The organism is Kribbella caucasensis (genome assembly GCF_004361855.1).
Lineage (GTDB): Bacteria > Actinomycetota > Actinomycetes > Propionibacteriales > Kribbellaceae > Kribbella > Kribbella caucasensis.
On record NZ_SNWQ01000015.1, the window covers coordinates 30,048 to 55,639 of the forward strand.

The window sequence follows — 25,592 nt, forward strand, 5'->3', positions numbered from 1 at the left end:
CAAGATCGAGTCGCCTCGCGGCCGTCTCCGCGAGGCGACTCGATCCGTTGACAACACCAACCCGGTACGCCGGCCCGCGGCGCGGGCGTAGTACGGGCTGGGCACGATCGGCAGCGCCGGCGTAGTACGGGCCTACTCCTTCAGCCACTCTGGTTCGGGGAGGCGGGAGCGGTCTAGTTTGCCGCTTGCGTCCAGGGGGAGTTCTTCCAGCGGGATCAGGTCGGCGGGGACCAGGTAGATCGGCAGGTCCTTGGTGAGTTCCATCATCAACCGGGTCAGCACGGCCGGATCGTCGTCTTCCAGCACGACGTATCCGATCAGGCAGGTCTCCCCCGCCGGGTCGGTGCACGCGACCACGACCGCGTCCGTCACGCCGGGCAGGTCCGCCAGTACGTGCTCGGTCTCGCCCGGCTCGACCCGATGGCCGCGGATCTTCACCTGGTCGTCGACCCGGCCGAGGTAGTCCAGCGTGCCGTCCGGCCGCCACCGGCCGAGGTCGCGGGTGCGGTAGAGGCGACCGCCCGGATGCGCCGGATCGGCCACGAACGCGGACATCGTCTCCTCCGGCCGGCCGACGTAGCCCTGGGCAACGGCGACACCACCGAGATGGATCTCCCCGATCGCACCCGCCGGCACCGGCCGCATCGCCGCGTCGAGCAACCGGACCACGACGCCGTCGATGGGACGGCCGATCGATGGCCGATCGTCGTCCGGGTCGACCTGGTGGATCGTGGTGACCACGGATGCCTCGGTCGGCCCGTATTCGTTGTAGAGCGTGCATTCCGGGTGCGCCTTTAGGAAGTCGCGGATACCGTGCGTCATCACCATCGCCTCACCGCCCGCGACGATCTCGCGCAGCGCCGGCAACTCCGGCATCTCCTCGAGCGTGGCCAGCAGCGCGGTCAGTGGAGTGAACGTCATGAACAGCCGCTCGACCCGATGCTCGGTCAGCGCCGCGACCACCGCGTCCGGGTCGTACCGGTCGTCGTCGCCGATCAGCACCAGCGCCGCACCCGAGGCGAGCGCCGTGAACATCTCCTGCACGTGGACATCGAACCCGAACGCACTCCACTGCAACGTCCGGCGCGAGGACCGAGTCCGCAGGTAGTGCCGGATCAGGTTGACCGGGCCGCGGTGTGGAACCGCCACGCCCTTCGGGTTCCCGGACGAGCCGGACGTGTAGATGCAGTAGGCGAGGTCGTCCGCGGACGCCCGCACCGGCGGGGCCTGCCGCGCTCGCGCGTCACCGTCCACGGCCGCGACCGGGACGAGGTTCAGCCCGAGTCGATCCGCGAGCGCCGCGTCATCGCCAACCAGCGCGACTGCTCCCGCATCGGTGGTCATGAACGCCCACCGCGACTCCGGCACACCTGGATCCAGCGGCAGGTACGCGGCCGCCGACTTGAGGACAGCCAGTACTGCGACCACGAGCTCGGCGCCGCGGCTCACTCGTACGGCGACGAGTTGCCCGGGCTTCACCCCGAGGTCGACGAGTTGCCACGCGACCGCGTTCGACCGGCGGTCCAGTTCGGCGTACGTGATCTCGCGATCGCCATGGATCAAGGCGATCGCGTCCGGCGTACGGGCGACCTGCTGCTCGAACAACGTGTGCAGCCCACTGAGTTCACCGGCCACCACGGCGTTCCGGCGTAGTCGGCCGATCGGACCGGCGACCGGCGGCTCGCCTTCGAGGTCCCGGAGCACCGCGAGGTCGGACTCGGTCGGCGCGGTGAGCTCGGGGAGGGACATGGTGGGGTCGGCGATCGCGCGGCGCAGTACGGCCTCGAGGTAGTCGAGCAGGCGGCGGATCGTGGTCTCTTCGAAGAGGCCGGCCCGGTAGGTCGCCGTACAGGTGATGCCCTTCGGGTGGTGCGCGAGGACGAGCCGGAGGTCGAGGTCCTGGCCGAGCTCGGCGTCGTCGGGTTCCTCGAACTCGACCAGCACCTGGAAGAGCGGATCCTGTTCGAGTACGGCGAGGTCGACGGCGGCGTGGTCGAACGCGGCCGTGGTGATCTCGCGGACCCGCTGGGCCAGCTCGCCGAGATCCGGCTCACCGGACAGGTCGAGGCGCAGCGGCATCGGTCGCGCACCGCGGCTGCGGAGCGCCGTCGCGCCGATCGTCACGTCGTCCTGGGCCGCGAACCGGCCGAGCACGGTGCCGACGGCCGCGATCATCGTCATCAACGGGCTGACCCGCCGATCCCGGCTGAACCCGAACACGGCCTCGCCGAGGGCTGCGTCCAACTCGTGCACGACGGCCGCCGTACGGCCGCTGGCTGCCGGCCGCATCCGATCCGCCGGCAGCACCAACGGCTGAGCGCCACTCAACGCGGCCTGCCAGTACGCGAGGTCGGACTTTGGCTCTTTCGGTACTTCGGCCGCTCGCTCGCCTGGTGCTGGGGTTTGGGGTGCGTGCGCCCAGCCACCTTGGGCAGGTATGACCTCGGCCTGGTGAGGCGGCTGCGGCGTTTCGTCTTCCGCGGGACGCTCGGCCTTCGAATTCTTGGCGGATTCGTTCAGGAGGGCGAGCTGTTCGTGCATCAGCTTGGTGACGCCGTCGACCAGCTGGCTGGCCACCCGCAGCTGCTGCGACATCAACGCGGCCATCCCGGATCCGGGCAGCTCCGCCTCGCTGGTCGCCGCCGCTGCCGCATCCACCTTCGCCGCCAATTCGGCCAGCCCCGATCCCAGTACCGCCAACGTCGCCCGCGAATCCTTCACGGGCTCGTCGGCGCCGGCCTGCTCCGTCTCAACCTCGGATGTGCTGACCTCGGATGCGGCGGCCTCGCCGATCTCAGGTGCGGCGAGCAGGTCGAAGGGGTCTACGACCGCGTCCGGGTTCGTCCGGGCGGCGACCGCCGAGGCGAGCTTGTGCGGCGTGTTCAGCTCCTCGAACAACTCGCTGACAGCGACCGACACCGCGAACCGATGCGTGACCTCCTCGACCACCCGAAGCATCGACAACGAGTCGGCACCGAGTTCCGCGAACGTGTGATCCACCGTCACGTCATACGGATCCAGCCCCAACTGCTCCCCGGTCAGATCCAGCACAACCTCAAGCACCCGCCGATAGAGCTCACCGGGAAGCAACGGATCAACAACCGCAGAGGCTTCTGGCGTTTCGGCGTCGGTGGGATCGGCTTCTGCTACAGCAGCATCAGCGGCCTCGTCGTCCGGCTCGAACTCCGCTGCAGACTCAACCTCCACGGCCGGCTCGTCCTCGACCACCGCAGCAGACTCGACCTCTTCGGCGGCCGGCTCGTTCTCGTCCACCGCGCCGAACTCCGCATCGGCAACCTCCGTACCAACCAGCTCCGCGGCAACCAACTCGTCGTCGGCGATCTCTGGGGTCGGGGTGGTGACGACGTCGTGGTTTTCGGTCGGGATGGCGAAAGGTGACGTGTCGGGCGCCTGCGGTAGAGGCGGTTGCTGGGCCGGGGCGGATGCGGGTGGGTCGAGCGGGATCCGCTTGAGGGACCCGGTCGGGCGCTCGACCGGCGCCCCGGTGTCCACCGTCAGCGGCTGCGTGCGCGGCGTCGGGCGCGCGGCGGGGTCGACCGGGTGGTGGGTACGGCGGAACGGGTACGTGGGAAGCGGGACCCGACCGCTGTCGGGGTACACGCGGGACCACGCGATCTCGGTCCCCTGCAGATAGAGCTCCGCAAGGCCGTTCATGGTCGCGAGGACGGGATCCTGACCAAGGCGCTGGGTCGGGATCCACGTGCTGTTCGGCGCGATCCGGCGGCCGGCTGGGCTGAGTACGGCGTCCGGACCGAGTTCGAGGAAGCGCCGGCAACCGGCCGCAGTCAACGCTTCCACCGCGTCGCCGAACAGCACCGGCTGCCGCAACTGACCGACCAGGTAGTCGCCACTGAGGATGGTCCCGCTCTCCAGCAGTTCGCCGGACCAGGACGACACCATCGGCATCCGCAACGGCTTCAGATCGAGATCGGCGACCACGGCCGCGAAGTCCGCCAGTATCGGATCGACCAACGAGCTGTGGAACGCGCGATCCACGTCCAGCCGCTGCCAGACGAGTTCGAGCCGGTCGAGCTGCTCGGCCAGTTGCCCGACGATCACCTCGGACCCGGCCAGCACGAACGACTGCGGACCGTTGCCCGCAGCAACTTCCACGCCAGGCGTCTGCGCCAGTTCGCGAACCCGGTCCGCGTCGGCCCGTACGGCGACCATAGCGCCCGGTACGGTGCCACGCTGCATCAGCTCGCCGCGCTTCGCCGTCAGCCGTACGCCGTCCGCGAACGACAACGCACCGGCCACGACCAGAGCGGCGTACTCGCCAACGCTGTGCCCGACGACAAGAGCCGGGCGCACCCCGAAGGACTGCCACAACCGGGCCAGCGCCAACTCGAACGCGAACAACGCCGGTTGCGCGGTCTCCGTCGGCCACACGCCCTCGGCGGACCCGGCCGGCGTCAGCAGCAGTTCGAGCAGGCTCCCGCCGAACTCCTCGGCGTACACCCGATCGCATTCGTCCAGCACCGTCCGGAACACCGGGAACCGCGCGGCAAGACCCGCCGCCATCCCCCGGCGAGCCGCGCCCTGCCCGGTGAACGCATAGCCGAGCGGACCAGGTCCACCGCGCGGAACCTCGGCAGCACTCGCGGTCGCCAGCGCGTCGGCCAGTTCACTCTCGGCCGAGCCGGTGACGGCGATGCGATGCCGATGCGCCGCACGCCCGAGGGCCGCGGTACCGGCGAGGTCGATGAGGCGGTGTCCGGTGCCGAGCTCGAGGCCCGCGCGGAACAGGGCGGCGAGATCGCTGAGGGCATGCGGGTCGGGTGCGGACAGCGGCAGGACGACCGGTCCGTCGTCGCCGCGGCGTACCTGGCGGGGTGCTTCTTCGAGGATGACGTGCGCACTGGTGCCCTGGGCATCGAGTGCGCTGACGCCCGCGCGCAACGGCGTACCGGCTTCCCAGTCGCGGACCTCGGTGCCGATCACGAACGGGCTGCCCGCCAACGGCAGCGCGGGATTCGGCGTGCGGTAGTTGATCGTCGGGACCAGCGTGCGGTGCTGCAGCATCAGCACGGTCTTGATCAGGCCGGCCATCCCCGCGGCGCTGTCCAGGTGGCCGATGTTCGGCTTCACCGAGCCGATCGTGCAGAAGCCGACCTTGTCGGTGTGCTTGCGCAGCGCGGTGGTCAGCGCTTTGAACTCGGCCGCGTCGGCGTCTTTGGTGCCGGTCGCGTTCGCCTCGACGTAGCTGATCGACTCGGCCGCGATGCCGGACTTCTCCAACGCGCGCTCGACCAGGTCGACGTGGCCGTGCTGGTTGCTGACCGCGGAACCACGGATCACGGCGTACACAGTGTCGCCGTCCGCGATCGCCTGATCCAGCCGCTTCAACAGCACAGCCGCGACACCGTTGCCACCGACCGTACCGTCCGCTTCGGCGTCGAACGCGCGCACGTGTCCAGTGGGCGACAGGATCGACTCTTTTGTTGGTGTTTCTTCTGTGTGGTACGCCGTTGCCTGCGGCACGTGTACCGCGGCGGCACCGGCCAGCGCGAGATCCGCATCGCCACTGCGCAACGCCTGACACGCCAGGTGCACCGCGACCAACGACGACGACCAAGCAGCCTGTACGCCGATCGCGGGGCCGGTGAGCCCGAGTCGGTAGGCGACCCGGGTCGCGAGATTCTCGCCGGACTGGTTCTGCTGCGTGTAAAGGTTCATCCCCGAACCGGCGAACACGCCGATCCGCCCGGTCGCCGCCGCGTGCCCGCCGTGTTCCAGCGCCTGCTGGCAGACCTCCAGGAACAGCCGCTGCGCCGGATCGGTCAGCTCGGCCTCACGCGCACTCAACCCGAAGAACGCCGCGTCGAACGACTCCACATCGTTCAGCGCCCCACTGACCGCGACCACCTCATCGCTGCCGAACGCGTCCGCCCCACCGGCCTGCTGCAACTCATCCGGCGTAAACCGCCGCAGACTCTCCACCCCACCGACGAGGTTGTCCCAGAACTGCTCCAGCGTCTCCGCCCCCGGCAACCGAGCCGCCAACCCAATCACGGCCACCGGCTCCACCACCTGAGCCTTAACCAGCCCCCGCCCCCTGGCGCCCTCCCCCTTAGCCCGCGCCACGGGCGTTACGCCAACCGGCGCCGCATCAATCGGAGCCACGTCCACTGGAGCCGCGTCCACCGGAGCCGCTTCAACCGGCGTCACGTCCACCGGAGTCAACTCGGCCGGCGCCGACTCCAGCTGCTCAACGACCTCCTGCTCGCCCGCGAGAACCGCCTCCGCGCCAACCAACTCACCCTGCTCGGCAGCGGCCTGCTCATCCTGCTCGGCAGCGGGCTCCTCGTCAGACTCGCATGCGGGCTCGTCATCCGGCTCGACCACCGCAGCCGGTTCTAGCTGGCCGGCATCGCCATGCTTGCGCTCGGTGTCCGCCGCAGGCTGGGGATCCAGCTCGGCAGCGGGCTCCACCTGGGACTCGACCTCGGAAGCGGGCTCCTGGTCGGCTGCAAGCTCCTGGTCGGCCGCGGGTTGCTGCTCGGGGTCGGATGCCGGCTCGGCCGCGGGTTGCTGCTCGGGGTCGGATGCGGACTCGGTACCGGCGACCGGCTCTGCAACAGCACCCGCGTCGGGCTCAGCCTCCGCGTCCTCGACCGCATCTGCGAGCTCCGGCTCCGGCTTCTGTTCAGCCTCCGACTGGACCTTGGGCTCTGGCTCGGCGTCGACCTCAGGCGCAGACTCAGCTGCTGCCTGCTCTGGTACTTCGGCGCCCGGCTGCTCCTCAGCCGTCTCGTCCTCTGACTCGCTACCACCGGCCACAGCGTCCGCAGTCGACGACTCCCCGGCGGGCTCAACCACCTCGACCGCAGTCGACTCCCCCTCACCACCCACCTCAGCAGATACGACCACCTCGGCAGCCTGCTCCACACCTTCTGCAGCCTGAGCGTCCGCCAAATCTTCTGGTGCCGGAACGTCTGCCAACACGGCGGCCTCGGGTCCCGCTTCACCCTCCGCCGCCAATACCTCAACGCCGGACGACTGCTGCTCAGCAAGCCCGGCCACCTCGACAGCAGCCTGGTCACCGCCACGCGAGGTCGCCTCAGGAGCCGCGTGGTCGTCGGCGGGCTCGACCACCTCGGCAGCCGCTCCGTCCTCAGCCGCCCCGCCATCCTCACGAACTGCCCGGTCCTCGGCAGGCTTAGCATCCTCCGGAGTTGCCTGGTCCTCGAGAGCAGCCTGGCCCTCGGCAGGCCCAGCAACCTCCGGAGTTGCCTGGTCCTCGAGAGCAGCCTGGCCCTCGGCAGGCCCAGCAACCTCCGGAGTTACTTGGTCCTCGGGAGCCGTTTGGCCCTCGGCAGGCCCAGCGACCTTGGGCGCCGCTTGGTCGTCGGCAGTCGTCTGGTCCTGGGCGGACTGCTCCGCATCGGCGTCGACCAAGGCGGGAGGCTCGGGATCCGACTCGGTCTCCGCCGCCGGTTCCTCGGCCTCAGCCGAAGCTTCCCCACCCTTCGCCTCCACCGCGGGCTGGGCTTCCGGCTCAGCCTCCGCGATTACCTCGGGCTCGGCGCTCGTGCCGGACTCCGCACTGACCTCAGTCGCGGCGGTCGCCTCAGGCGCGGTGATTGCCTGGGGCTCGGCAGGTGCATCAGGCTCGGTGGTTGCGTCAGGCGCGGACGCCTCGGACGCAGTACCCGCCTCGGGCTCGGCAGGTGCATCGGGCTCGGTAATTGCGTCAGGCGCGGTCGCCTCAGGCGCCTTCGCCTCGGGCTCGGCCGGTACGTCAGGCTCGGTGGTGCCGTCAGGCGCGGACGCGGTGGGTACAGTGCTCGCCTCACGTGCGACGGGTGGCTCGGGCTCTACAGCTGCCCCGAGCTCGGCGGTTGCGTCGGGCGCGATCGCCTCGGACGCAGAAATCGCCTCGGGCCCCGCAGGTGCGGCGGGCTCGTTGATTACGTCAGGCGCGGACGCGGCGGGTGCCGTGCTGGCTTCAGGCGCGATTGTTGGCTCAGGCTCGGCAGGTGCGTCGGATTCGGCGGTTGCGTCGGGCGTGGTCGCCTCGGGCGCAGTACTCGCCTCAGGCGCGACAACTTCCGCCGGATCGGCAGGTGCGTCGGGCTCATTCGTTGCATCAGGCGCGGTTGCCCCGGGTGCGTTGCTCGTCTCGGGTGTTGTGCCCGCCTCAGGCGCGGTGCTTGCCTCGGGTGCTGTGTCCGCCTCGGGCGCGGTTGCCTCGGGCTCGGCAGGTGCGTCGGGGTCGGGCGTCTGGTTGGGCTCGGGGGTTGGGGCGAAGGCGGTGCTGTTGAAGAACTGGTCTTCGGGGGTGTCGGTCTGGGGGTCGGGGTTGGGCGAGGGGACGGGCTTGGGGGGCTCGGGGGTGCGGTTGGCGCCGAAGGTGGGGCGTTGGGGTGGGCGGGGGATGGATTCCTTGAGCTCGCGGCGCCAGGCCAGGCGGACTACCGGGAGTTCGGTGGTTCGCTCGCTTGCGTCCTCGTCGAGTTCAGTGCCCGATGCAGCCTCGTCGTACCGGGCGTCAGGGTCCGCCGCGGCCGCGTCGTACTGCGTGTCAGCGTCCGTCGTGGTCGCGTCGTGCTGGACGTCGGGTCCGGGTGCGGCCGCGTTGTCGGGGTGATCGGCTGCGGGCGCGGATAGGGCGTCGACGTCGTTGGGTGCTGGGGTGGGCGGGGCGTGGCGGACGGGTTGGTGCGGTGCGGGCGCGGTTGGGACGCCTGAGGTGGCGGTGGGTGGGACGGCCGGCGTGGCGGAGGAGTGGGTACCGGGCGTGGCCGTGGGTGTGCCGGTGGAGTGGGTGGCCGTGGGTGGGATGCCCGGGGCGGTGGGGTGTGTGCCCGCGATGGCAGCGGGGTGCGTGACCGGGGTGGTGGGCGTGTGGGGCGCTGGGGCGTGGTCTAGGGAGCCTTCTAGCCAGCGTTGTTTTAGGAGGGGGCGGACTATCTTGCCGCCGGGGGTTCGGGGGAAGTGGTTGGGGGCGACGGCCACGACTTGGGCGAGGACGGCCAGGCGGTCGTGGATGACGGCGCGGATTACCTCGTCGACGCTGGTCGCGGATTCGCCGGTGGGGGCGTAGAAGATGACGAGGCGGTCGGAGCCGGTCGTCGCGTCGGCGACGCCGCAGGCTGCGACCAGGCCGTCGAGGACTCCTGGTAGCGCGGCCGTGATCGACTCGATGTCGTGGGCGTAGTAGTTCTGGCCGTTGAGGATGATGCGTTCGCTGTCCCGGCCGGTGATGACGATCTGGCCGCCGATGATGAACGCCTGATCGCCGGTCGCGAGCCACTTGCGGGCCGGCCAGTTGCCGACCGGGAACGCGGCGCGGTCGGCGTCTGGGTTGCCGAGGTACCCGGGAGTCACCCGCGCGGACGCCACTTGCAGCTGCCCGATCCGTCCCTCCGGCAGGACCGCGCCGTTGGGTCCGACGATCCGCACGGTCGTCCCCGGAGCGGGCGCGCCGACCGAGACGAGACTCAGTACGCCGGGTGCCTCGGTCCGCGGCTTGCCCGGCCGGGCGACGGCGACCTTGCCCGGCGGGGTCAGCTGGTCGACCCACTCCACGACACCCGTCGGGGGGATCCGCACGCGGTGCACGTTCGGGGTCAGGCCGGGCCGCGCGAACGTGATGCCGGTGACCGTCTCGGTCATCCCCCAGGCCGCGACGAAGGTCTCCGGTACTACGCCGAAGCGGTTCGTCAGCCGGAGGAATTCGCTCATCACGGGCACGGTGATCTGCTCGCCACCGCTGACCAGGCTGCGCAACGCGGACAGGTCCCAGTGCCGGTCCGAGTCCTCGGCGATCGCGGACGTGACGAGCCGGTAGCCGAAGTTCGGCGACCACGAGTGGTTGACCCGGTGCTGGTCCATCAGGTCGAGCCAGCGCATCGGGTTCGCCAGCAGCCAGCCGGTGTTGACGTGGATGTTGGTGCAACCGGTGAACACGGGCAGCAGGTGGTACAGCAGGAACGACCCGCTCTGGTCCAGCGGCAACCAGTTGAGGGTGACCTGACCCGGTCGCACCGGCAGCATCGCCGGCGTACCGGCCGCGAACTCGACCAGGCCGCGATGGGTCAGCTGGATGACCTTCGGCGACCCGGCGGTGGTCCCTGACGACAGCATCAGTACGGCGACGTCGTCCGCCGCCGGCCGGTGAAACTCGGTGGTCGGTTCGTGCCCGGCGAGCGCATCGGGGTCGAGCACGGGCAGGCCGAGATCGTCCGGCAGGTCGGTCGGGCGGCCGATCAGGACGGTCCAGCCGAGCAGCTCGGTGACCCTGCGGAGCCGCTCGCGCCCCGCCTCGGACCGGTCGCCTTCGGGTGAGGGCGAGATCAGCAGCGGCCGGATCCCACCGAGGGTGCAGGCCCAGAAGGCGGCGAAGAAACCGACCGGCTCGGTGCAGTGCACGACCGCCGGATCACCGGCCCGTACGCCGTTCGCGCGCAGGCCGGCCAGGATCCGGGCGGCGAGCTCCAGCAGCGTCGGGAAGTCGAGCCGGGTCTCGCGGCCGTCCGGGCCGATCTCGACCACCCCGGCGGCGCCGAAGTCGCGGGCCGCTCGGATCAGGGCACTGGGCAGATCACGCGGGTACCCGGCCGGGATCATCAGGGCCGGTCCGGTACTGATCGCCGGCCGGTCCGCGCCGTTCCTCACCACGCCCCTACCACCACCACAGCAGCCACCGCCACAGCAGCCCGCTCAACGCAGCGCACAGCGGCCAGGCGGGCGATGGAGGCGGCTGCCAGTTGGCGACCCACGTGCACGTGCCTCCCCAACTGGACGGAGCCGGGCCAGGGCATGCCCGTCGCCCGCCTCACTGACAAAACCGACAGAACAGCCCCGTTTACCGCCAGGCGAAACGACATCGCGACCGGGTGAACCGGAGCGTCATCGTGCCGACCGACAGCCGTGAACCCTACCAGCCGAGGGGTGGCCTGGTGGAGTCCGTTCTCAGCAGCCGAAGGTTAAGAATTCCACCAACGGCTGCCATCGAAGACAACGACCGTCGAGGCCTGCGGATACGCCCGATCGACGGATCGCCCGGAAGGACCCGGAGGGTGAGAGGAGGTGGGTGCTGAGGGGATCGAACCCCCGACATCTTCCTTGTAAGGGAAGCGCTCTACCGCTGAGCTAAGCACCCCGATACCGCGAGCGCGCAGTCTATCCGAGAACCAGACCGAGTTCCGTCAGGGCCCGGGCGTAGTCGTCCGGATCGCGGGCCTCCGGGATCGGGTTCACCACCGACCAGCGGATCAGCCCGGAACGGTCGATCACGAACGTCCCGCGCACCGCCGCACCCCGGTCGGCGTCGAACACGCCGTACTGCGAAGCGATCGCCCCGTGCGGCCAGAAATCGCTGAGCAGGCCGAACTCGAGCCGCTCCGCCTCGGCGTACGCGCGGAGGGTGAACATCGGGTCGCAGGACACGGCCAGGAACTCCGCCGCGGCGAGCAGATCCGGCCGGTCCCGGAGCTGTCCGAGCTCGCTTGTGCAGACCCGGCTGAAGGCATACGGATAGAACACCAGGACGACGTCGCGGCGGCCGCGGTAGTCCGACAGCCGCAGTTGCTCGCCGTGCTGGTTGCGGGCGCTGAAGTCCGGTGCCGCGCTGCCGACCGGGGGGACGGCGGCGCTCACCGGAGGATCATTTCTTCCGGGGCGACTTCGGCATCACCAGTTTTGTCGCCGACCAGTCCTCGGTCACGGTCAGGCTGCTGGTCGTGGAGAGCCCGGCCGTCGGGGCCGCCTCCGCGACGTCGCTGGCGTCGACGTAGCCGTCCCGGCCGACCTTCGGGGTCATCAGCCACACCACTCCGCCGGCCTTCAGGTCCGTCAGGACGTCGAACAGGGCGTCCACCAGGTCGCCGTCGTCCTCCCGGTACCAGAGCAGGACGGCATCGACGACGTCATCGGTGTCGTCACCGACGAACTGCTCGCCGGTGATCTCCTGGATGGCGTCGCGGAGCGCGTCATCACAGTCGTCGTCGTAGCCGAGCTCCTGCACGACCGTGCCAGGTTCGAAGCCGAGCCGGGTCGCCATGTTCGGCTCGCCGGGCTTGCCGTCCGCGTGGTCCGCGGTCGCGCTCACGTGTCCTCCTCCGTCGTCCCGCTGAGCGGGGGTAGGCGTCAGTAGCAGTAGTCCATCGTGGCCTACATCGTCGCGCAAGTATGCACGAGGGTTCCGTGACGTGTCCGGTATGCGCGTGCCGCAGACTGTCCGTGTCCGGTATGACCAGGCCGTCGGAACCGGAACCTGCCACGGAAGGGACGCGAAGTAGAACGCATTCCGAACAGGTGACAGGATTGCTAGGAGTACCTACTAGAGAGAACGGCAGGAGCACCGTGGCTTCCGGACACGAACCACCAGCCATCATCACCGAGGGGATGCCGACCCAGCTCCCCGATATCGACCCTGACGAAACTCGTGAGTGGCTCGAGTCGCTCGACGCGGTGCTGGACGAGCGCGGCAAGGCGCGGGCGCGCTACCTGATGCTCAAGCTGATCGAGCGGGCCCGGGAGAAACAGGTCGGTGTGCCGGCGCTGCGGAGCACCGACTACATCAACTCGATCCCGCCCGAGCGCGAGCCGTGGTTCCCCGGCGACGAGCACATCGAGCGGCGGATCCGCGCCTTCATCCGGTGGAACGCCGCGGTGATGGTGAGCAAGGCCAACCGCAAGGGCCTGGAGGTCGGCGGCCACATCGCCACCTACCAGTCCGCGGCCAGCCTGTACGAGGTGGGCTTCAACCACTTCTTCCGCGGCAAGGACCACCCGGGCGGCGGCGACCAGATCTTCATCCAGGGGCACGCGTCGCCGGGCATCTACGCCCGCGCCTTCCTGGAAGGCCGGCTCAGCGCCCACCAGCTGGACGGGTTCCGCCAGGAGGTCTCCCGCGGCCCGCACCAGGGCCTGTCGTCGTACCCGCACCCGCGGCTGATGCCGGACTTCTGGGAGTTCCCGACCGTCTCGATGGGGCTGGCCGCGCTGGACTCGATCTACCAGGCCCGGTTCAACCGCTACCTGCACAACCGCGGCATCAAGGACACCAGCCAGCAGAAGGTCTGGGCGTTCCTCGGCGACGGCGAGATGGGCGAGCCGGAGTCGCTCGGCGCGATCGGCCTGGCCGCCCGCGAGGAGCTGGACAACCTCACCTTCGTGATCAACTGCAACCTGCAGCAGCTGGACGGGCCGGTCCGCGGCAACGGCAAGGTGATCCAGGAGCTGGAGGCGTTCTTCCGCGGCGCCGGCTGGAACGTGGTCAAGGTGATCTGGGGCCGCGAGTGGGACGCGCTGCTCGCGCAGGACCACGACGGCGCGCTGGTGCACAAGATGAACACCACGCCGGACGGCCAGTTCCAGACCTACTCGGTGGAGACCGGCGAGTACATCCGGAACAACTTCTTCGGCGGCGACCAGCGGCTGCAGGCGATGGTCCGGAACATGTCCGACGAGGATCTGCGCAAGCTTCCCCGCGGCGGTCACGACTACCGCAAGGTGTACGCCGCGTTCAAGAGCGCGAACGAGCACGTCGGCCAGCCGACCGTGATCCTGGCCCAGACGATCAAGGGCTGGACGATCGAGGCGCTGGAGGGCCGCAACGCGACCCACCAGATGAAGAAGCTCACCTCGGACGACCTGAAGACGTTCCGGGACCGGCTCTACCTGCCGATCGAGGACAAGGATCTCGAGGACGCGTACAACCCGCCGTACTTCCACCCCGGCAAGGACTCGCCGGAGTACCAGTACATGATGGAGCGGCGCAGCCAGCTCGGCGGGTTCCTGCCCGAGCGCCGGGTGAAGCCGAAGACCACGCTGACCCTTCCTGGTGACGACGTCTACAAGCCGCTCAGCAAGGGCAACGAGAAGACGCCGGTGGCCACCACGATGGCGCTGGTCCGGCTGTTCCGCGACCTGATGAAGGACCCGCAGATCGGGCATCGGATCGTGCCGATCGCGCCGGACGAGTACCGCACCTTCGGGATGGACTCGATGTTCCCGACGGCGAAGATCTACTCGCCGCACGGCCAGCAGTACGAGGCGGTCGACCGCAACCTGCTGCTGGCTTACAAGGAGTCCGAGCAGGGCCAGCTACTGCACGAGGGCATCAGCGAAGCGGGTGCGATGGGGTCGATGATCGCCGCCGGTACGTCGTACGCGACGCATGGCGAACCGATGATCCCGTTCTACATCTTCTACTCGATGTTCGGGTTCCAGCGGACCGGTGACTCGCTCTGGGCGCTCGGCGACCAGCTCGGCAGGGGCTTCCTGATCGGCGCGACGGCCGGCCGGACCACGCTGACCGGTGAGGGCCTGCAGCACGCCGACGGGCACTCCCCCCTGCTCGCCTCGACCAACCCGGCCGCGGTGCACTACGACCCGGGCTTCGCGTACGAGGTGGCCCACATCGTCAAGGACGGCCTGCGCCGGATGTACGGGTACGGCCTGGACGAGGCGAAGCCGTACGGCGACGACGTGTTCTACTATCTGACCGTCTACAACGAGCCGGTCCCGCAGCCCGCAGAGCCGGAGAACCTCGATGTGGCGGCGCTGCTGAAGGGGATGTACCGGTTCCACGAGTACCCGACGGCCGAGGGCGACGACGTACCGCGGGCGCAGCTGCTCGCCTCCGGCGTGGCGCTGCCGTGGGTCCGCAAGGCCCAGCAGATCCTCGCCGAGGAGTATTCGGTGGCCGCCGACATCTGGTCGGTCACCTCGTGGAACGAGCTGCGCCGGGACGCGATCGCGGCCGAGGAGCACAACCTGCTGCACCCGGAGGAGGACGAACGGGTTCCGTTCATCACCGAGCAGCTGAAGGACACCAAGGGCCCGGTCGTTGCCGTCAGCGACTTCATGCGCTCGGTCCAGGACCAGATCTCCCGCTGGGTCCCGAACGACTACACCTCGCTCGGCACCGACGGCTGGGGCCTGGCCGACACCCGGGCCGCCGCCCGCCGGCACTTCCACGTCGACGCCGAGTCCATCGTGGTCGCCACCCTGGAGATCCTGGCCAAGCGCGGCGACGTCAAGCGCGAGGTGGCCGCCGAGGCCGCCCGCAAGTACCGGATCGACGACCCGACCGCGGTCGCCGGAGTCAAGCAAGAGGGCGCCGGCGCCTGACATTTCCTGCGGACCGCCCCCACCGATCGCCGGTGGGGGCGGTTCTCGTGGTACGACAAACCACGTAGGCGCCGGCCGGACCAAGTTGCGCATTCCGTTCGACGCGGCGGGCGGCCCCCGGTCCATACCGTCAGGGACATGACCACTTCGGAGTTGGCGCTGTTCGCGGGGACGATCTCCACCGTCCTGTTCGCGGGCAGCACTCTGCCGATGCTGATCAAGGCGATCCGGACGAAGGACCTTGCGTCGTACAGCCTCGCGAACATGGTCCTGGCGAACGTCGGGAACGCCGTCCACTGCATCTACGTGGTGCACCTACCGGCCGGACCCATCTGGGCCCTGCACGGCTTCTACGTCGTCACGTCCGGGCTGATGCTGATCTGGTGCCTGCGGTACCGGCGTACTCCCCGGCGGGACGGCGACCTGCTCATGGAGCGGAGACTCGCATGACCAGCATCGAGACAGTCATCATCGGCGCGGGACAGGCCGGGCTGGCGACCGGCTACCACCTACGGAAACTAGGCCGGCCGTTCGTCATCCTGGACGGCAACGCCCGGGTGGGCGACAACTGGCGAGCGCAGTGGGACACCCTGCGGCTCTACACACCGGCCAAGTACGACGGCCTGCCCGGACTGCGGTTCCCCGGCGACCCGTGGTCGTACCCGGGCAAGGAGGACGTCGCCGACTACCTCGAGTCGTACGCGGCGAAGTTCGACCTGCCGATCCGGACCAGCACCCGGGTCGAGAAACTCGAACAAATCGACGGCCAGTACGCCGTGACCACGGGAACCGACCAGATCCTGGCCGACAACGTCGTGGTCGCCACCGGAACCTTCGGACGTACGCCGTACCTGCCGGACTTCGCCGTCGACCTCGACCCCGCGATCCGGCAACTGCACTCCAGCGAGTACCGCCGGCCCGGACAGCTCAAGGACGGGCCGGTCCTGGTGGTGGGCGGCTCGCACTCGGGCACGGATATCGCGTACGAGGTCGCGCCCACGCACCCGACGATCCTCTGTGGCCGCGACCCCGGCCAATTCCCGTTGCGGTTGGAGAGTCGCAGGGCCCCCTATGTATTCCCGTTCCTCGTGTTCCTCGCCCGGCACGTCCTTACCCGGCGGACCCCGATCGGGCGGAAGATCAAGGACGAGATCCGGTTCCACGGCGGCCCGATGCTCCGGGTCAAGCGGGAGGACCTGCTCGCGCGAGGGGTCGAGCGGGTCCACGACCGCGTCACCGGGGTCCAGGACGGGCGGCCGATGCTGGCCGACGGCCGGGTGCTGGACGTGGCCAACGTGGTTTGGAGCACCGGGTTCAAGCAGGTGTTCGACTGGATCCGGCTGCCGGTCTTCAGTGAAAACGGCTGGCCGGTCGAGATGCGTGGGGTCGTCGACGGCGCTCCGGGGCTGTTCTTCTGCGGTCTGGCTTTCCAGTTCGCCTTCAGTTCGACGGTGCTGCCGGGCGTCGGCCGGGACGCGGAGTACGTCGCCGGCCGCATCCGGGCCCGCTCACGCAGCGTTGTCGCCGCCTGAGCTGTCCGCGCGTATCCTCCCGAAGGAGGGGAGGGTACGCGATGGGCATCGTCGACGACCTGGCACGCGCCCGGGAAGCGTTCGAGCGACGCGACTGGGCGACCGCCTATGACCAACTGTCCGCCACCGGCGACGGCCTGGGCCCGGACGACCTGCAGACGCTCGCCACCTCGGCCTATCTGGTCGGTGACGACGACGCCTGTATCCGGGCCCTGCAACGCGGTTATCGCCTTCAGGTGGACGCCGGCGACACCTTGGGCGCGGTCCGGTTCGCGTTCTGGCTCGCCATGGTGCTCAACGTCCGGGGTGAGGTGGCCATCGGCAGCGGCTGGGCGGCGCGGGCCGAGCGGCTGCTGGCGGACCAGCCCGCGGACGTGGTGGAGCGGGGCTACCTCCGCATCCACGAGTTCTTCCGGCACCTGGCGCAGGGCGAGTACGCCGAGGCGTTGCGGACCGGCACCGAGATCACCGAGGCGGCCCGCCGGTTCGGTGATGCCGATCTGCTGGCGCAGGGCCTGACGTGCCAGGGCCGCCTGCTGATGTACTCGAACCGGGTGCCGGAGGGCCTGGCCATGCTCGACGAGGCGATGGTCGGCGTCGCGGCCGGCGAGGTGTCCCCGATCTTCGCGGGCCAGGTGTACTGCGCGATGATCGAAGGCTGCCAGGAGGTGTCGGATTTCTCCCGGGCCTCGGCCTGGACGACCGCGCTGACCCGCTGGTGCGACAGCCAGCCGGACCTGGTCCCGTTCACCGGCCAGTGCGCGGTGCATCGGGGACAGATCCTGCGTCTGCACGGCGCGTTCGGGGCGGCCCTGGAGGAGTTCGACGACGCCTGTCGCCGGTACGCCGAATCCGGAAAGCAGGCTGCCGCCGGCCTCGCGTTGAGCGAGTGCGGCGACGTACAGCGAATCCGCGGCGACTTCGCACTCGCCGAGACCGCTTACGACCAGGCGTCGTCGTTCGGCTACGACCCTCAGCCGGGTCGTGCGCTTCTGCTCCTCGCCCGTGGTCGCGCGACGGCTGCGATCGCAGTGATACGGCGCCTGCTCGCGGAGGTCGGCGGACCGGTGCAGCGATCTCGGTTGCTCCCTGGAGCGGTCGAAGTGCTGGTCGCTGGTGCATCCCTCGACGAGGCGGAGCAGACCGCCACTGAGCTGACCGGGATCGCCGAATCCTTCGGCTGTTCGGGGTTGCGCGCGATGGCGGCGTACTGCGCCGGCGTGGTCGCGTTGGCCGCGGACGACCCGGAGCGATCGCTGTCCCAGGCGAGGCTCGCGACGCAACTGTGGAGCGGGTTGCAGGCGCCGTACGAAGTGGCCCGGGCGAAGGTCCTCGTCGGCCGCTCGCTACGGCAACTCGACGACGAGGACTCGGCTGTCGAGGAGCTGACGGCCGCGCTCCGGACCTTCACCGAGCTCGGCGCGGTCCCGGCCCGGCAGGAGGCCGAGAAGCTCCTGAACCGAGGCACCCCCGGCGGCCTGACCGGACGCGAACTCGAAGTCCTCCGCCTCGTTGCCGCGGGCAACAGCAACACCGAGATCGCCCGCCGGCTGGTACTCAGCGACAAGACCGTCGCCCGGCACCTGACCAACATCTTCGCCAAACTCGACGTCCCCTCCCGCACCGCCGCGGTCGCCTACGCCCACGACCACGACCTGCTCTAGCCGACCGCTCCCCTGCTGCTCTCAGCGCGACCGCGGTCGGGGTTTGAGTGGCGTTCCTGGGAGCGCGGGTGCGGGGAGTGGGTTGCCGTCATAGCCGACCACTGCGGGGAAGCGGGCGGAGCCGCCCGACTCGATGGACGCCATCCAGTCGTTGCGGGCGGCAACCACCTCGTCGTGTGAGCGGCCGATGAAGTTCCACCACATGACCAGGTGCTCCTCGAACGGCTCACCACCGATCAGCAGGCAGCGAGCCCCATCGGCCGACGCGACCAGGTCGATCGAGGTGCGCCCGGTCCCGAAGTACGCCAGCTCGCCGAATCCCGCGGTCAGCTCCCCCACCCCGACCGACCCGTCGACCACCAGTACGGCGTACTCGCAGGCAGGTGTCAGCGGCACGGTCACCGTGCGGCCGGGTTCGATGGTGAGATCGGCACCGACGAGCGGGGTGTACGCCGGGGCGGGCGATGTGACTCCACCGACGGTGCCGAGCATCACCGTGGCGCGAGCACCGTCGAGGGTCAGGACCGGCAGATCCGGGTAGGAGTTGAAGGTCGGGGTCACCGTCGTCCGGACGGAGTCGGGCAGAGCGACCCAGAGCTGGGCGCCGTGCAGGATCGGCGGCGCACTCGGCAGCGACACCTCCGAGTGCGCGATCCCGTTGCCCGACGTCATGATGTTGAGCTCGCCCGGCCGGACCATCGCGTGCGACCCGGCCGAGTCACGATGCTCGATCTCGCCCTCGAACAACCAGCTCACCGTCTGCAGACTCGTGTGCGGATGCGGCGGAACGAACATGCCCCGCTCCCCCGGTACGTCGTACGAGTCGACCCGCGCGGTCAGGTCGTCCGGCCCGTAGTGATCCACGAAGCACCAGGCGCCGACCATCCGCCGGTTCTTGTTCGGTAGCAGTCGCCGCACCTTGGTCGTCCGCCCCAGCACGACCTGCCGCGGCTCCAGCAACTCGAGCACCGGCCCCTCGGCCCCGGTCCCCTCGCAGACGACCTCGGCCGGCTCCTTCTCCAGATCGCTCATGACGCCGCCCACTCCAGTAGTGCCGATGAATCCCAGGTGTTGATCACGCGGTCAGGGGTGACGTCGCACTCCTCGGCCTTCTCGCAACCGTAAACCTGCCAGTCGAGTTGGCCCGGCGCGTGGGCGTCGGTGTCGATGGAGAACACGCAGCCGGTCTCGACGGCGATCGTGAGCAGCCGGTTCGGTGGGTCGAGGCGTTCGGGGCGGGAGTTGATCTCGACCGCCGTACCGAACTGCTTGCACGCCTCGAACACGATCTCCGCGTCGAACTCCGACTCCGGCCGGGTGCCGCGCCCGCCGGTGATCAGCCGGCCGGTGCAGTGGCCGAGGATGTCGACGTGCGGGTTGGCGATCGCGCGGACCATCCGCTCCGTCATCGGCTCGGCCGCCATCCGCAGTTTGGAGTGCACACTCGCGACCACGATGTCGAGCCGGGCCAGGATCTCGAGGTCGCAGTCGAGTGAGCCGTCCTCCAGGATGTCCACCTCGATCCCGTTCAGGATGGTGAACCCGTCCAGCTCGCGGGCCAGCCTCTGGTTGAGCTCGGCCACGACCTCGAGCTGCTGCAGCCGCCGCTCGCGCGACAACCCGTTCGCGACCGTGAGCCGCGCCGAGTGGTCGGTCAGCGCGATGAACCTGTGCCCCAACCCGTGCGCCGTCCGGGCCATCTCCTCGATCGGGCTGCCACCGTCGGACCAGTCGGAGTGCAGGTGGAGGTCGGCCTTCAACTCGGCCCGTATCGCCCGACCGGCCGTCGTCAGCTCGCCCGCCGCATCCTCCAGCTTGACCAGGTACGACGGGGTGGTGCCGTCCATCGCCTCCAGGATCACCGCCTCGGTCTTCGGCCCGATGCCCGGCAGCTCCGTCAACGTCCCGGCCCGGCGTCGGGCGCGGACCTCGGCCGCCGGCAGCACCGCGATCGTGTCGGCCGCCCGCCGGTACGCCTTCACCCGATGCGTCGGCTGCTGGTCTCGCTCCAGGTAGTACCCGATCGCCCGCAACGCCGCCACCGCATCCGCCACCCCAGCCTTGTCACTCATGCGAACCATCATGGCCGAAGTCACGGACAGATCATCTAGGGTCGAGGCGTGGTGAAGCGGGCGAAGGGGCATCTGGCTCGGGCGGAGCGGTTGCAGAACGCGACCGGGGCGCTCGCCACCGCCTCGATGGCCGCGATGGACGAGAAGCTGCCCTGGTTCGGCAAGCTGTCCGCGCAGGACCGGTCCTGGATCGGCCTGGTCGCGCAGTCCGGCATCACCGCGTTCGTGGAGTGGTTCCGCGACCCGGAGGCGCACCCGTCGATGCCGACCGGGATGTTCAGCTCGGCGCCGCGCGAGTTCACCCGGGTCATCTCACTGCACCAGACCGTCGACCTGCTCCGGACCACGATCGAGATGATCGAGAACACCATCGGCGACCTGCTCCCGCCCGAGGACGTGCCGGTGGTCCGCGAGGCGATGCAGCGCTACGCCCGCGAGGTCGCGTTCGCCGCCGCCACCGTCTACGCCAAGGCCGCCGAGATGCGCGGCGCGTGGGACGCCAGGCTCGAGGCGCTGGTTGTCGACTCGGTGATCCGTGGCGAGGCCGACGAGTCCGTCCGCTCCCGCGCCTCCGCCCTCGGCTGGACCGGATCCGGTACGCCGGGCGCGGGCGGAACGGGTTCGTCGGAGGTCGCGGTCGTGGTCGGCCGGGCTCCCGAGGCACCCGGGAACGCGAACGTGGCCGACGCGGTCCGGCACGCGGCCCGGGAGGCCGGCGCTGACGCTCTGTGCGCGATGCAGGGCGACCGGCTCGTCGTAGTACTCGGGAGTACGAGCAAACCTGTCGAGATCGTACAAAGGTTGGTCGAATTCTTCGGACCCGGGCCGATCGTCGTCGGGCCCGTGGTGCCGGACCTGATGGCGGCCGTGACTTCGGCCCGTGCGGCGGTCGCGGGACTCCGCGCGGCGCCCGCTTGGCCAGGCGCTCCGCGACCGGTCCAGGCCGACGAGTTACTGCCGGAGAGATCGCTTTCCGGTGACGGTCACGCGCGGCGACAACTGGCCTCCGATGTGTACGGCCCCCTCACGATGGGCGACGGAGTCCTGCTCGACACCGTGTCGACATACCTCGATTCGGGTGGTTCGATCGAGGCGACGGCCCGGACGCTGTTCATCCACCCGAACACGGTCCGGTACCGGTTGAAACGAGTGAGCGATCTCACTGGGTACTCCCCGACCAACCCCCGCGACGCTTTCACACTGCGTGTCGCACTGGCCCTGGGCCGATTGCTGAACCCCGCACCCGGCAGCCCCGTTTTGTAGGAACCCCACAAAGTCGGGCCGGTAGAATTCGTGCTGTCGATCCGCCCACGGAAGGCCGGGCTCAGGGAGAGTTGTCACGTGCTCGTCATCGTCGCGCCCGGTCAGGGCGCCCAATCGCCAGGTTTCCTCGAGCCGTGGCTGGAGGACCCAGTCTTCGCGAGCCGGTTGCACTGGCTGTCCGCGGTCGCCGGTCTCGACCTCGCCCACTACGGCACCAAGGCCGACGCCGACACGATCCGGGACACCGCGATCGCGCAGCCGCTGCTGGTCGCGTCCAGCCTGCTGGCCGCGCTGGCGGTGTTCCCGCACCCGGCCGACGCGTTCACCAAGATGGGCGCCGCGGCCGGCCACAGCGTCGGTGAGATCGCGGCCGCCGCCGGCACCGGCGTGATCACCGCCGAGCAGGCGATGGTGCTGGTCCGCGAGCGCGGCAAGGCGATGGCCGAGGCCGCGGCCCAGACCGCGACCTCGATGACCGCGGTACTCGGTGGCGACCGCGACGAAGTACTGGCCAAGATCGCCGAACACGGCCTGACCGCTGCGAACGACAACGGCCCAGGCCAGATCGTCGCGGCCGGTACGGTCGAGGAGCTGGCCGCGTTCGCCGCCGACCCGCCGGCCAAGGCCCGGCTGGTGCCGCTCTCGGTGGCCGGTGCCTTCCACACCAAGCACATGGAGCCGGCCGTCCGGACGCTGTCCGACTACTCGGCCGCGATCAGCACGCACGACCCGCGCTCCCGGCTGATCTCGAACCGCGACGGCCAGATCGTGCACGACGGCCAGGAGGTACTGCGCCGGCTGGTCCAGCAGGTCAACGCGCCGGTCCGCTGGGACCTGTGCATGCAGACGATGGCCGACCTGCAGGTGACCGGCATCCTGGAGATGCCCCCGGCCGGCACGTTGACGGGCATCGCCAAGCGGGCACTGAAGGGTGTGGAGACGTTCGCCCTGAAGACCCCGGACCAGCTGGACGACGCCCGCGCCTTCGTGGACAAGCACGGCAGCCCGTCGGAGATCGACGCGTCGCCGACCTGGCGGCTGCTGGTCGCGCCGATGAAGGGCACCTTCAGCCGGGTGGCGCAGACTCAGCGCGAGTCCGGCGACACGGTCGAGGCCGGCGAGGTCGTCGCCATCGTGAAGAGCCTGCGGGACGAGCTCGAGGTCCGGGCCCCGCACGGCGGCATCGTGGTCGAGTGGCTGGTCGAGGAGGGTGACCCGGTCTCCCCCGGTCAGCCCCTGGTCCGGCTGCACCCGAGCGTAGGGAGCTGACATGACCGGCACGATCAACACCTCCACCGGCGCCGCGAACACCGCCGTCCTCGGGATCGGTTCGTACCGCCCGCGCACGGTGGTGCCGAACTCGGTGATCCTCGAGCAGATCGAGTCCAGCGACGAGTGGATCCAGACCCGGTCCGGGATCAAGGAACGCCGTTGGGCCGAGGACGACGAGACCGTCCTGATGATGTCCGTCGAGGCGGCGAAGCAGGCGCTGGCCGACTCCGGTGTCGACCCGGCCCAGATCGGCTGCGTCATCGTCAGCACGGTCACGCACCTCTACCAGACCCCGGCGATCGCGACCCGGGTCGCCGTCGAGGTCGGGGCGCCGACGGCCGCGGCGTTCGACGTCTCCGCCGCCTGCGCGGGGTTCTGCTACGGCATCGCGATGGCGAGCGACCTGGTCCGTGGCGGCAGCGCGAAGTACGTGCTCGCGATCGGGGTCGAGCGGCTCAGCGACCTGACCGACCGGACCGACCGCAGTACGGCGTTCATCTTCGCCGACGGGGCCGGCGCGGCCGTGGTCGGGCCGTCCGACGAGCAGGGCATCGGCCCGGTCGTATGGGGCTCCGACGGCACGCAGTACGAGCTGATCAGCCAGAAGGAGAACTGGCAGGAGGCCGTCGACAGCAACAACTGGCCGCACCTGCGGATGGACGGCAACCCGGTGTTCCGCTGGGCCGTGTACGAGATGGCCAAGACCGCGCAGCAGGCGCTGGACGTGGCCGGCGTGACGCTGGACCAGCTCGACCTGTTCGTCCCGCACCAGGCGAACATGCGGATCACCGACGCGATGCATCGGGCGCTGAAACTGCCCGGGCACATCAAGGTGGCCCGCGACATCGAGCGGCAGGGCAACACCTCCGCGGCCTCCATCCCGCTCGCCATCACCGCGATGCGGGATAGTGGCGAGGCGAAGAGCGGCGACCTCGCTCTGATCATCGGCTTCGGCGCCGGGCTGGTGTACGCCGCCCAGGTGATCCGGCTGCCGTAACCGCGGTACAACCAGCTGTCCGGGACCCGGCCCAGGTGGCCGGGCCCGGCTATCGAAGAAGAATCCGAAAGGGAACGAACTGATGGCCAGCACCGAAGAGATCCGCTCCAGCCTCGCCGAGATCGTCAACGAGATCGCGGGCATTCCGGTCGAGGACGTCCAGCTGGACAAGTCCTTCACCGACGACCTCGACGTCGACTCGCTCTCCATGGTGGAGGTCGTGGTGGCCGCCGAGGAGAAGTTCACCGTCAAGATCCCGGACGACGAGGTCAAGAACCTGAAGACTGTCGGCGACGCGGTGGCGTTCATCGAGCGCGCCCAGAACGGCTGATCGACACCCTCGATCGTGCTGGCCGCGCGAGCTCACCGGGCAAGTTCAACGCCCGGTGAGTTCAACGGCACTCACTCCACCCACTCACTCCGAAGGATGAGGTAACCATGTCGAAGACCCGAGTCGTCATCACCGGGCTCGGAGCCACCACCCCGCTCGGGGGCGACGTGTCCAGTACCTGGGAAGGGTTGCTGGCCGGCCGCTCCGGCGCGAAGCGGCTGACCGCGGACTGGGTGGAGAACCTCGCGGTCCAGATCGCCGCCCCGGCCGCGGTAGAGCCGACCGACGTGCTCGAGCGGGTGAAGGCCCGCCGGCTGGACCGGAACGCGCAGTTCGCCGTCGTCGCGGCCCGCGAGGCCTGGGCCGACGCCGGGCTGGCGGACGCCGGGCTGGACCTGGAGCGGCTCGGGGTGGCAGTTGCCTCCGGCATCGGTGGTCTGCACACCACGCTGGCGAACTACGACGCGCTGAAGGTCAACCCGCGCCGGGTGTCGCCGCTGGCGATCCCGATGCTGATGCCGAACTCGGCCGCGGCGTACGTGAGCCTGGAGTTCGGCGCGAAGGCCGGGGTGCACACTCCGGTGTCGGCCTGCGCCTCCGGTACCGAGGCGATCGCGCTGGCGCTGGACCAGATCCGGCTCGGCCGCGCGGACGTCGTACTGGCCGGTGGCACCGAAGGGTCGATCCACCCGCTGCCGCTGGCCGCGTTCGGCCAGATGATGGCCCTGAGCAAGCGGAACGACGAGCCGGAGAAGGCATCCCGGCCGTGGGACGTCGACCGGGACGGCTTCCTGCTCGGCGAGGGCGCCGGGATCCTGGTGCTCGAGTCGTACGAGCACGCCGTCGCCCGCGGCGCCAAGATCTACGCCGAGCTCGCGGGAGCGGGGATCTCGGCGGACGGTCACGACATCGCACAGCCCGACCCGACGGGGTCTGGTGCCCGCCGGGCGATGGAGCGGGCGCTGGCCGAGGGCGACCTGACCGCGGCCGACATCTTCCACATCAACGCGCACGCCACGTCGACCCCGCAGGGCGACATCGCCGAATCGCTGGCGATCCGGCAGGCGCTCGGCAAGGAAGCGGACCACGCGATCGCGACCGCGCCGAAGTCGATGATCGGTCACCTGCTCGGTGCGGCCGGTGCGGTCGAGTCGGTCGCCACGGTGCTGGCCCTGCACCACCGGGTCTCGCCGCCGACCATCAACCTGGACAAGCTCGACGACCGGATCGAGCTGGACGTCGCGACGGAGCAGCGCAAGCTCCCCGACGGGGACATCGCGGCACTGAACAACTCCTTCGGCTTCGGCGGCCACAACGCCGCGCTCGCCTTCAAGACTGTCTGACACAGAAAGTCCC

The 25,592-nt window shown here is 69.8% G+C and carries 14 protein-coding genes and 1 tRNA gene; 9 read left to right on the forward strand and 6 right to left on the reverse strand.

Translation table 11 applies throughout. From position 1 onward, the window contains the following. Positions 1 to 132: 132 nt before the first annotated feature. From EV643_RS27675 to EV643_RS27690, 4 genes are all read right to left on the reverse strand, one after another. Entirely contained in the window at positions 133 to 10,644 is a 10,512-nt protein-coding gene (locus EV643_RS27675) for a non-ribosomal peptide synthetase/type I polyketide synthase (RefSeq protein ID WP_133803086.1), read from the reverse strand. A 412-nt stretch (positions 10,645 to 11,056) separates the two neighbouring features. Then, positions 11,057 to 11,128, reverse strand: a tRNA-Val gene (locus tag EV643_RS27680). A gap of 20 nt (positions 11,129 to 11,148) precedes the next feature. Beyond that, positions 11,149 to 11,625: a peroxiredoxin gene (locus EV643_RS27685; protein ID WP_133803087.1), complete on the reverse strand. Its 477-nt coding sequence runs from the start codon at positions 11,623 to 11,625 to the stop codon at positions 11,149 to 11,151. A 7-nt stretch (positions 11,626 to 11,632) separates the two neighbouring features. After that, complete coding sequence (locus EV643_RS27690; RefSeq protein WP_133803088.1) at positions 11,633 to 12,076, reverse strand: DUF3052 domain-containing protein; 444 nt, start codon at positions 12,074 to 12,076, stop codon at positions 11,633 to 11,635. Positions 12,077 to 12,372: 296 nt separating this feature from the next. On the opposite strand from EV643_RS27690, the gene aceE reads away from it, so the two are divergent. From aceE to EV643_RS27710, 4 genes are all read left to right on the forward strand, one after another. After that, positions 12,373 to 15,105 (forward strand): pyruvate dehydrogenase (acetyl-transferring), homodimeric type, encoded by a 2,733-nt coding sequence (gene aceE, locus EV643_RS27695; RefSeq protein ID WP_238165861.1) that lies wholly within the window; start codon positions 12,373 to 12,375, stop codon positions 15,103 to 15,105. A 138-nt stretch (positions 15,106 to 15,243) separates the two neighbouring features. Beyond that, positions 15,244 to 15,555, forward strand: coding sequence for a hypothetical protein (locus EV643_RS27700; RefSeq protein ID WP_133803090.1), 312 nt, complete (start codon positions 15,244 to 15,246; stop codon positions 15,553 to 15,555). Next, positions 15,552 to 16,637 (forward strand): flavin-containing monooxygenase, encoded by a 1,086-nt coding sequence (locus tag EV643_RS27705; RefSeq protein ID WP_133803091.1) that lies wholly within the window; start codon positions 15,552 to 15,554, stop codon positions 16,635 to 16,637. The genes EV643_RS27700 and EV643_RS27705 overlap by 4 nt, the downstream gene beginning before the upstream one ends. 41 nt (positions 16,638 to 16,678) lie before the next feature. Beyond that, positions 16,679 to 18,301 (forward strand): LuxR family transcriptional regulator, encoded by a 1,623-nt coding sequence (locus EV643_RS27710; protein WP_133803092.1) that lies wholly within the window; start codon positions 16,679 to 16,681, stop codon positions 18,299 to 18,301. A gap of 21 nt (positions 18,302 to 18,322) precedes the next feature. On the opposite strand, the gene EV643_RS27715 is transcribed toward EV643_RS27710, so the two are convergent. Together EV643_RS27715 and EV643_RS27720 are read right to left on the reverse strand one after the other, a co-directional pair. Further along, complete coding sequence (locus EV643_RS27715; RefSeq protein ID WP_133803093.1) at positions 18,323 to 19,333, reverse strand: pirin family protein; 1,011 nt, start codon at positions 19,331 to 19,333, stop codon at positions 18,323 to 18,325. Beyond that, a complete protein-coding gene (locus tag EV643_RS27720) occupies positions 19,330 to 20,373 on the reverse strand; it encodes a PHP domain-containing protein (protein WP_166665602.1) in 1,044 nt (347 codons plus the stop codon). Before EV643_RS27720 ends, EV643_RS27715 begins: the two co-directional genes overlap by 4 nt. A gap of 48 nt (positions 20,374 to 20,421) precedes the next feature. Between EV643_RS27720 and EV643_RS27725 the strand changes: the two genes are divergently transcribed. The 5 genes from EV643_RS27725 (at position 20,422) to fabF (ending at position 25,579) form a co-directional block, all read left to right on the forward strand. Continuing rightward, positions 20,422 to 21,636 carry a PucR family transcriptional regulator gene (locus tag EV643_RS27725; protein WP_133803094.1) on the forward strand — a complete coding sequence of 405 codons (1,215 nt, stop codon included), beginning with the start codon at positions 20,422 to 20,424 and terminating at the stop codon, positions 21,634 to 21,636. 78 nt (positions 21,637 to 21,714) lie between these two features. Continuing rightward, positions 21,715 to 22,905, forward strand: coding sequence for an acyltransferase domain-containing protein (locus tag EV643_RS27730; RefSeq protein WP_133803095.1), 1,191 nt, complete (start codon positions 21,715 to 21,717; stop codon positions 22,903 to 22,905). 1 nt (position 22,906) lies between these two features. Further along, complete coding sequence (locus EV643_RS27735; protein WP_133803096.1) at positions 22,907 to 23,905, forward strand: beta-ketoacyl-ACP synthase III; 999 nt, start codon at positions 22,907 to 22,909, stop codon at positions 23,903 to 23,905. An 82-nt stretch (positions 23,906 to 23,987) separates the two neighbouring features. After that, the gene (locus tag EV643_RS27740) at positions 23,988 to 24,236 is read left to right on the forward strand and encodes an acyl carrier protein (RefSeq protein ID WP_255513045.1); all 249 of its coding nucleotides are present in this window, start codon (positions 23,988 to 23,990) and stop codon (positions 24,234 to 24,236) included. Between the two features lie 107 nt (positions 24,237 to 24,343). After that, a complete protein-coding gene (fabF, locus tag EV643_RS27745) occupies positions 24,344 to 25,579 on the forward strand; it encodes a beta-ketoacyl-ACP synthase II (RefSeq protein WP_133803098.1) in 1,236 nt (411 codons plus the stop codon). Positions 25,580 to 25,592 lie beyond the last annotated feature (13 nt).

What these genes read in the sequence shown, in the direction of transcription:
- aceE (WP_238165861.1), top strand. Translation starts at nt 12,373, where the DNA reads ATGCCGACCCAGCTCCCCGATATCGACCCTGACGAAACTCGTGAGTGG.
- EV643_RS27700 (WP_133803090.1), top strand. Translation starts at nt 15,244, where the DNA reads ATGACCACTTCGGAGTTGGCGCTGTTCGCGGGGACGATCTCCACCGTC.
- EV643_RS27705 (WP_133803091.1), top strand. Translation starts at nt 15,552, where the DNA reads ATGACCAGCATCGAGACAGTCATCATCGGCGCGGGACAGGCCGGGCTG.
- EV643_RS27710 (WP_133803092.1), top strand. Translation starts at nt 16,679, where the DNA reads ATGGGCATCGTCGACGACCTGGCACGCGCCCGGGAAGCGTTCGAGCGA.
- EV643_RS27715 (WP_133803093.1), bottom strand. Translation starts at nt 19,333, where the DNA reads ATGAGCGATCTGGAGAAGGAGCCGGCCGAGGTCGTCTGCGAGGGGACC.
- EV643_RS27720 (WP_166665602.1), bottom strand. Translation starts at nt 20,373, where the DNA reads ATGAGTGACAAGGCTGGGGTGGCGGATGCGGTGGCGGCGTTGCGGGCG.
- EV643_RS27735 (WP_133803096.1), top strand. Translation starts at nt 22,907, where the DNA reads ATGACCGGCACGATCAACACCTCCACCGGCGCCGCGAACACCGCCGTC.
- EV643_RS27740 (WP_255513045.1), top strand. Translation starts at nt 23,988, where the DNA reads ATGGCCAGCACCGAAGAGATCCGCTCCAGCCTCGCCGAGATCGTCAAC.
- fabF (WP_133803098.1), top strand. Translation starts at nt 24,344, where the DNA reads ATGTCGAAGACCCGAGTCGTCATCACCGGGCTCGGAGCCACCACCCCG.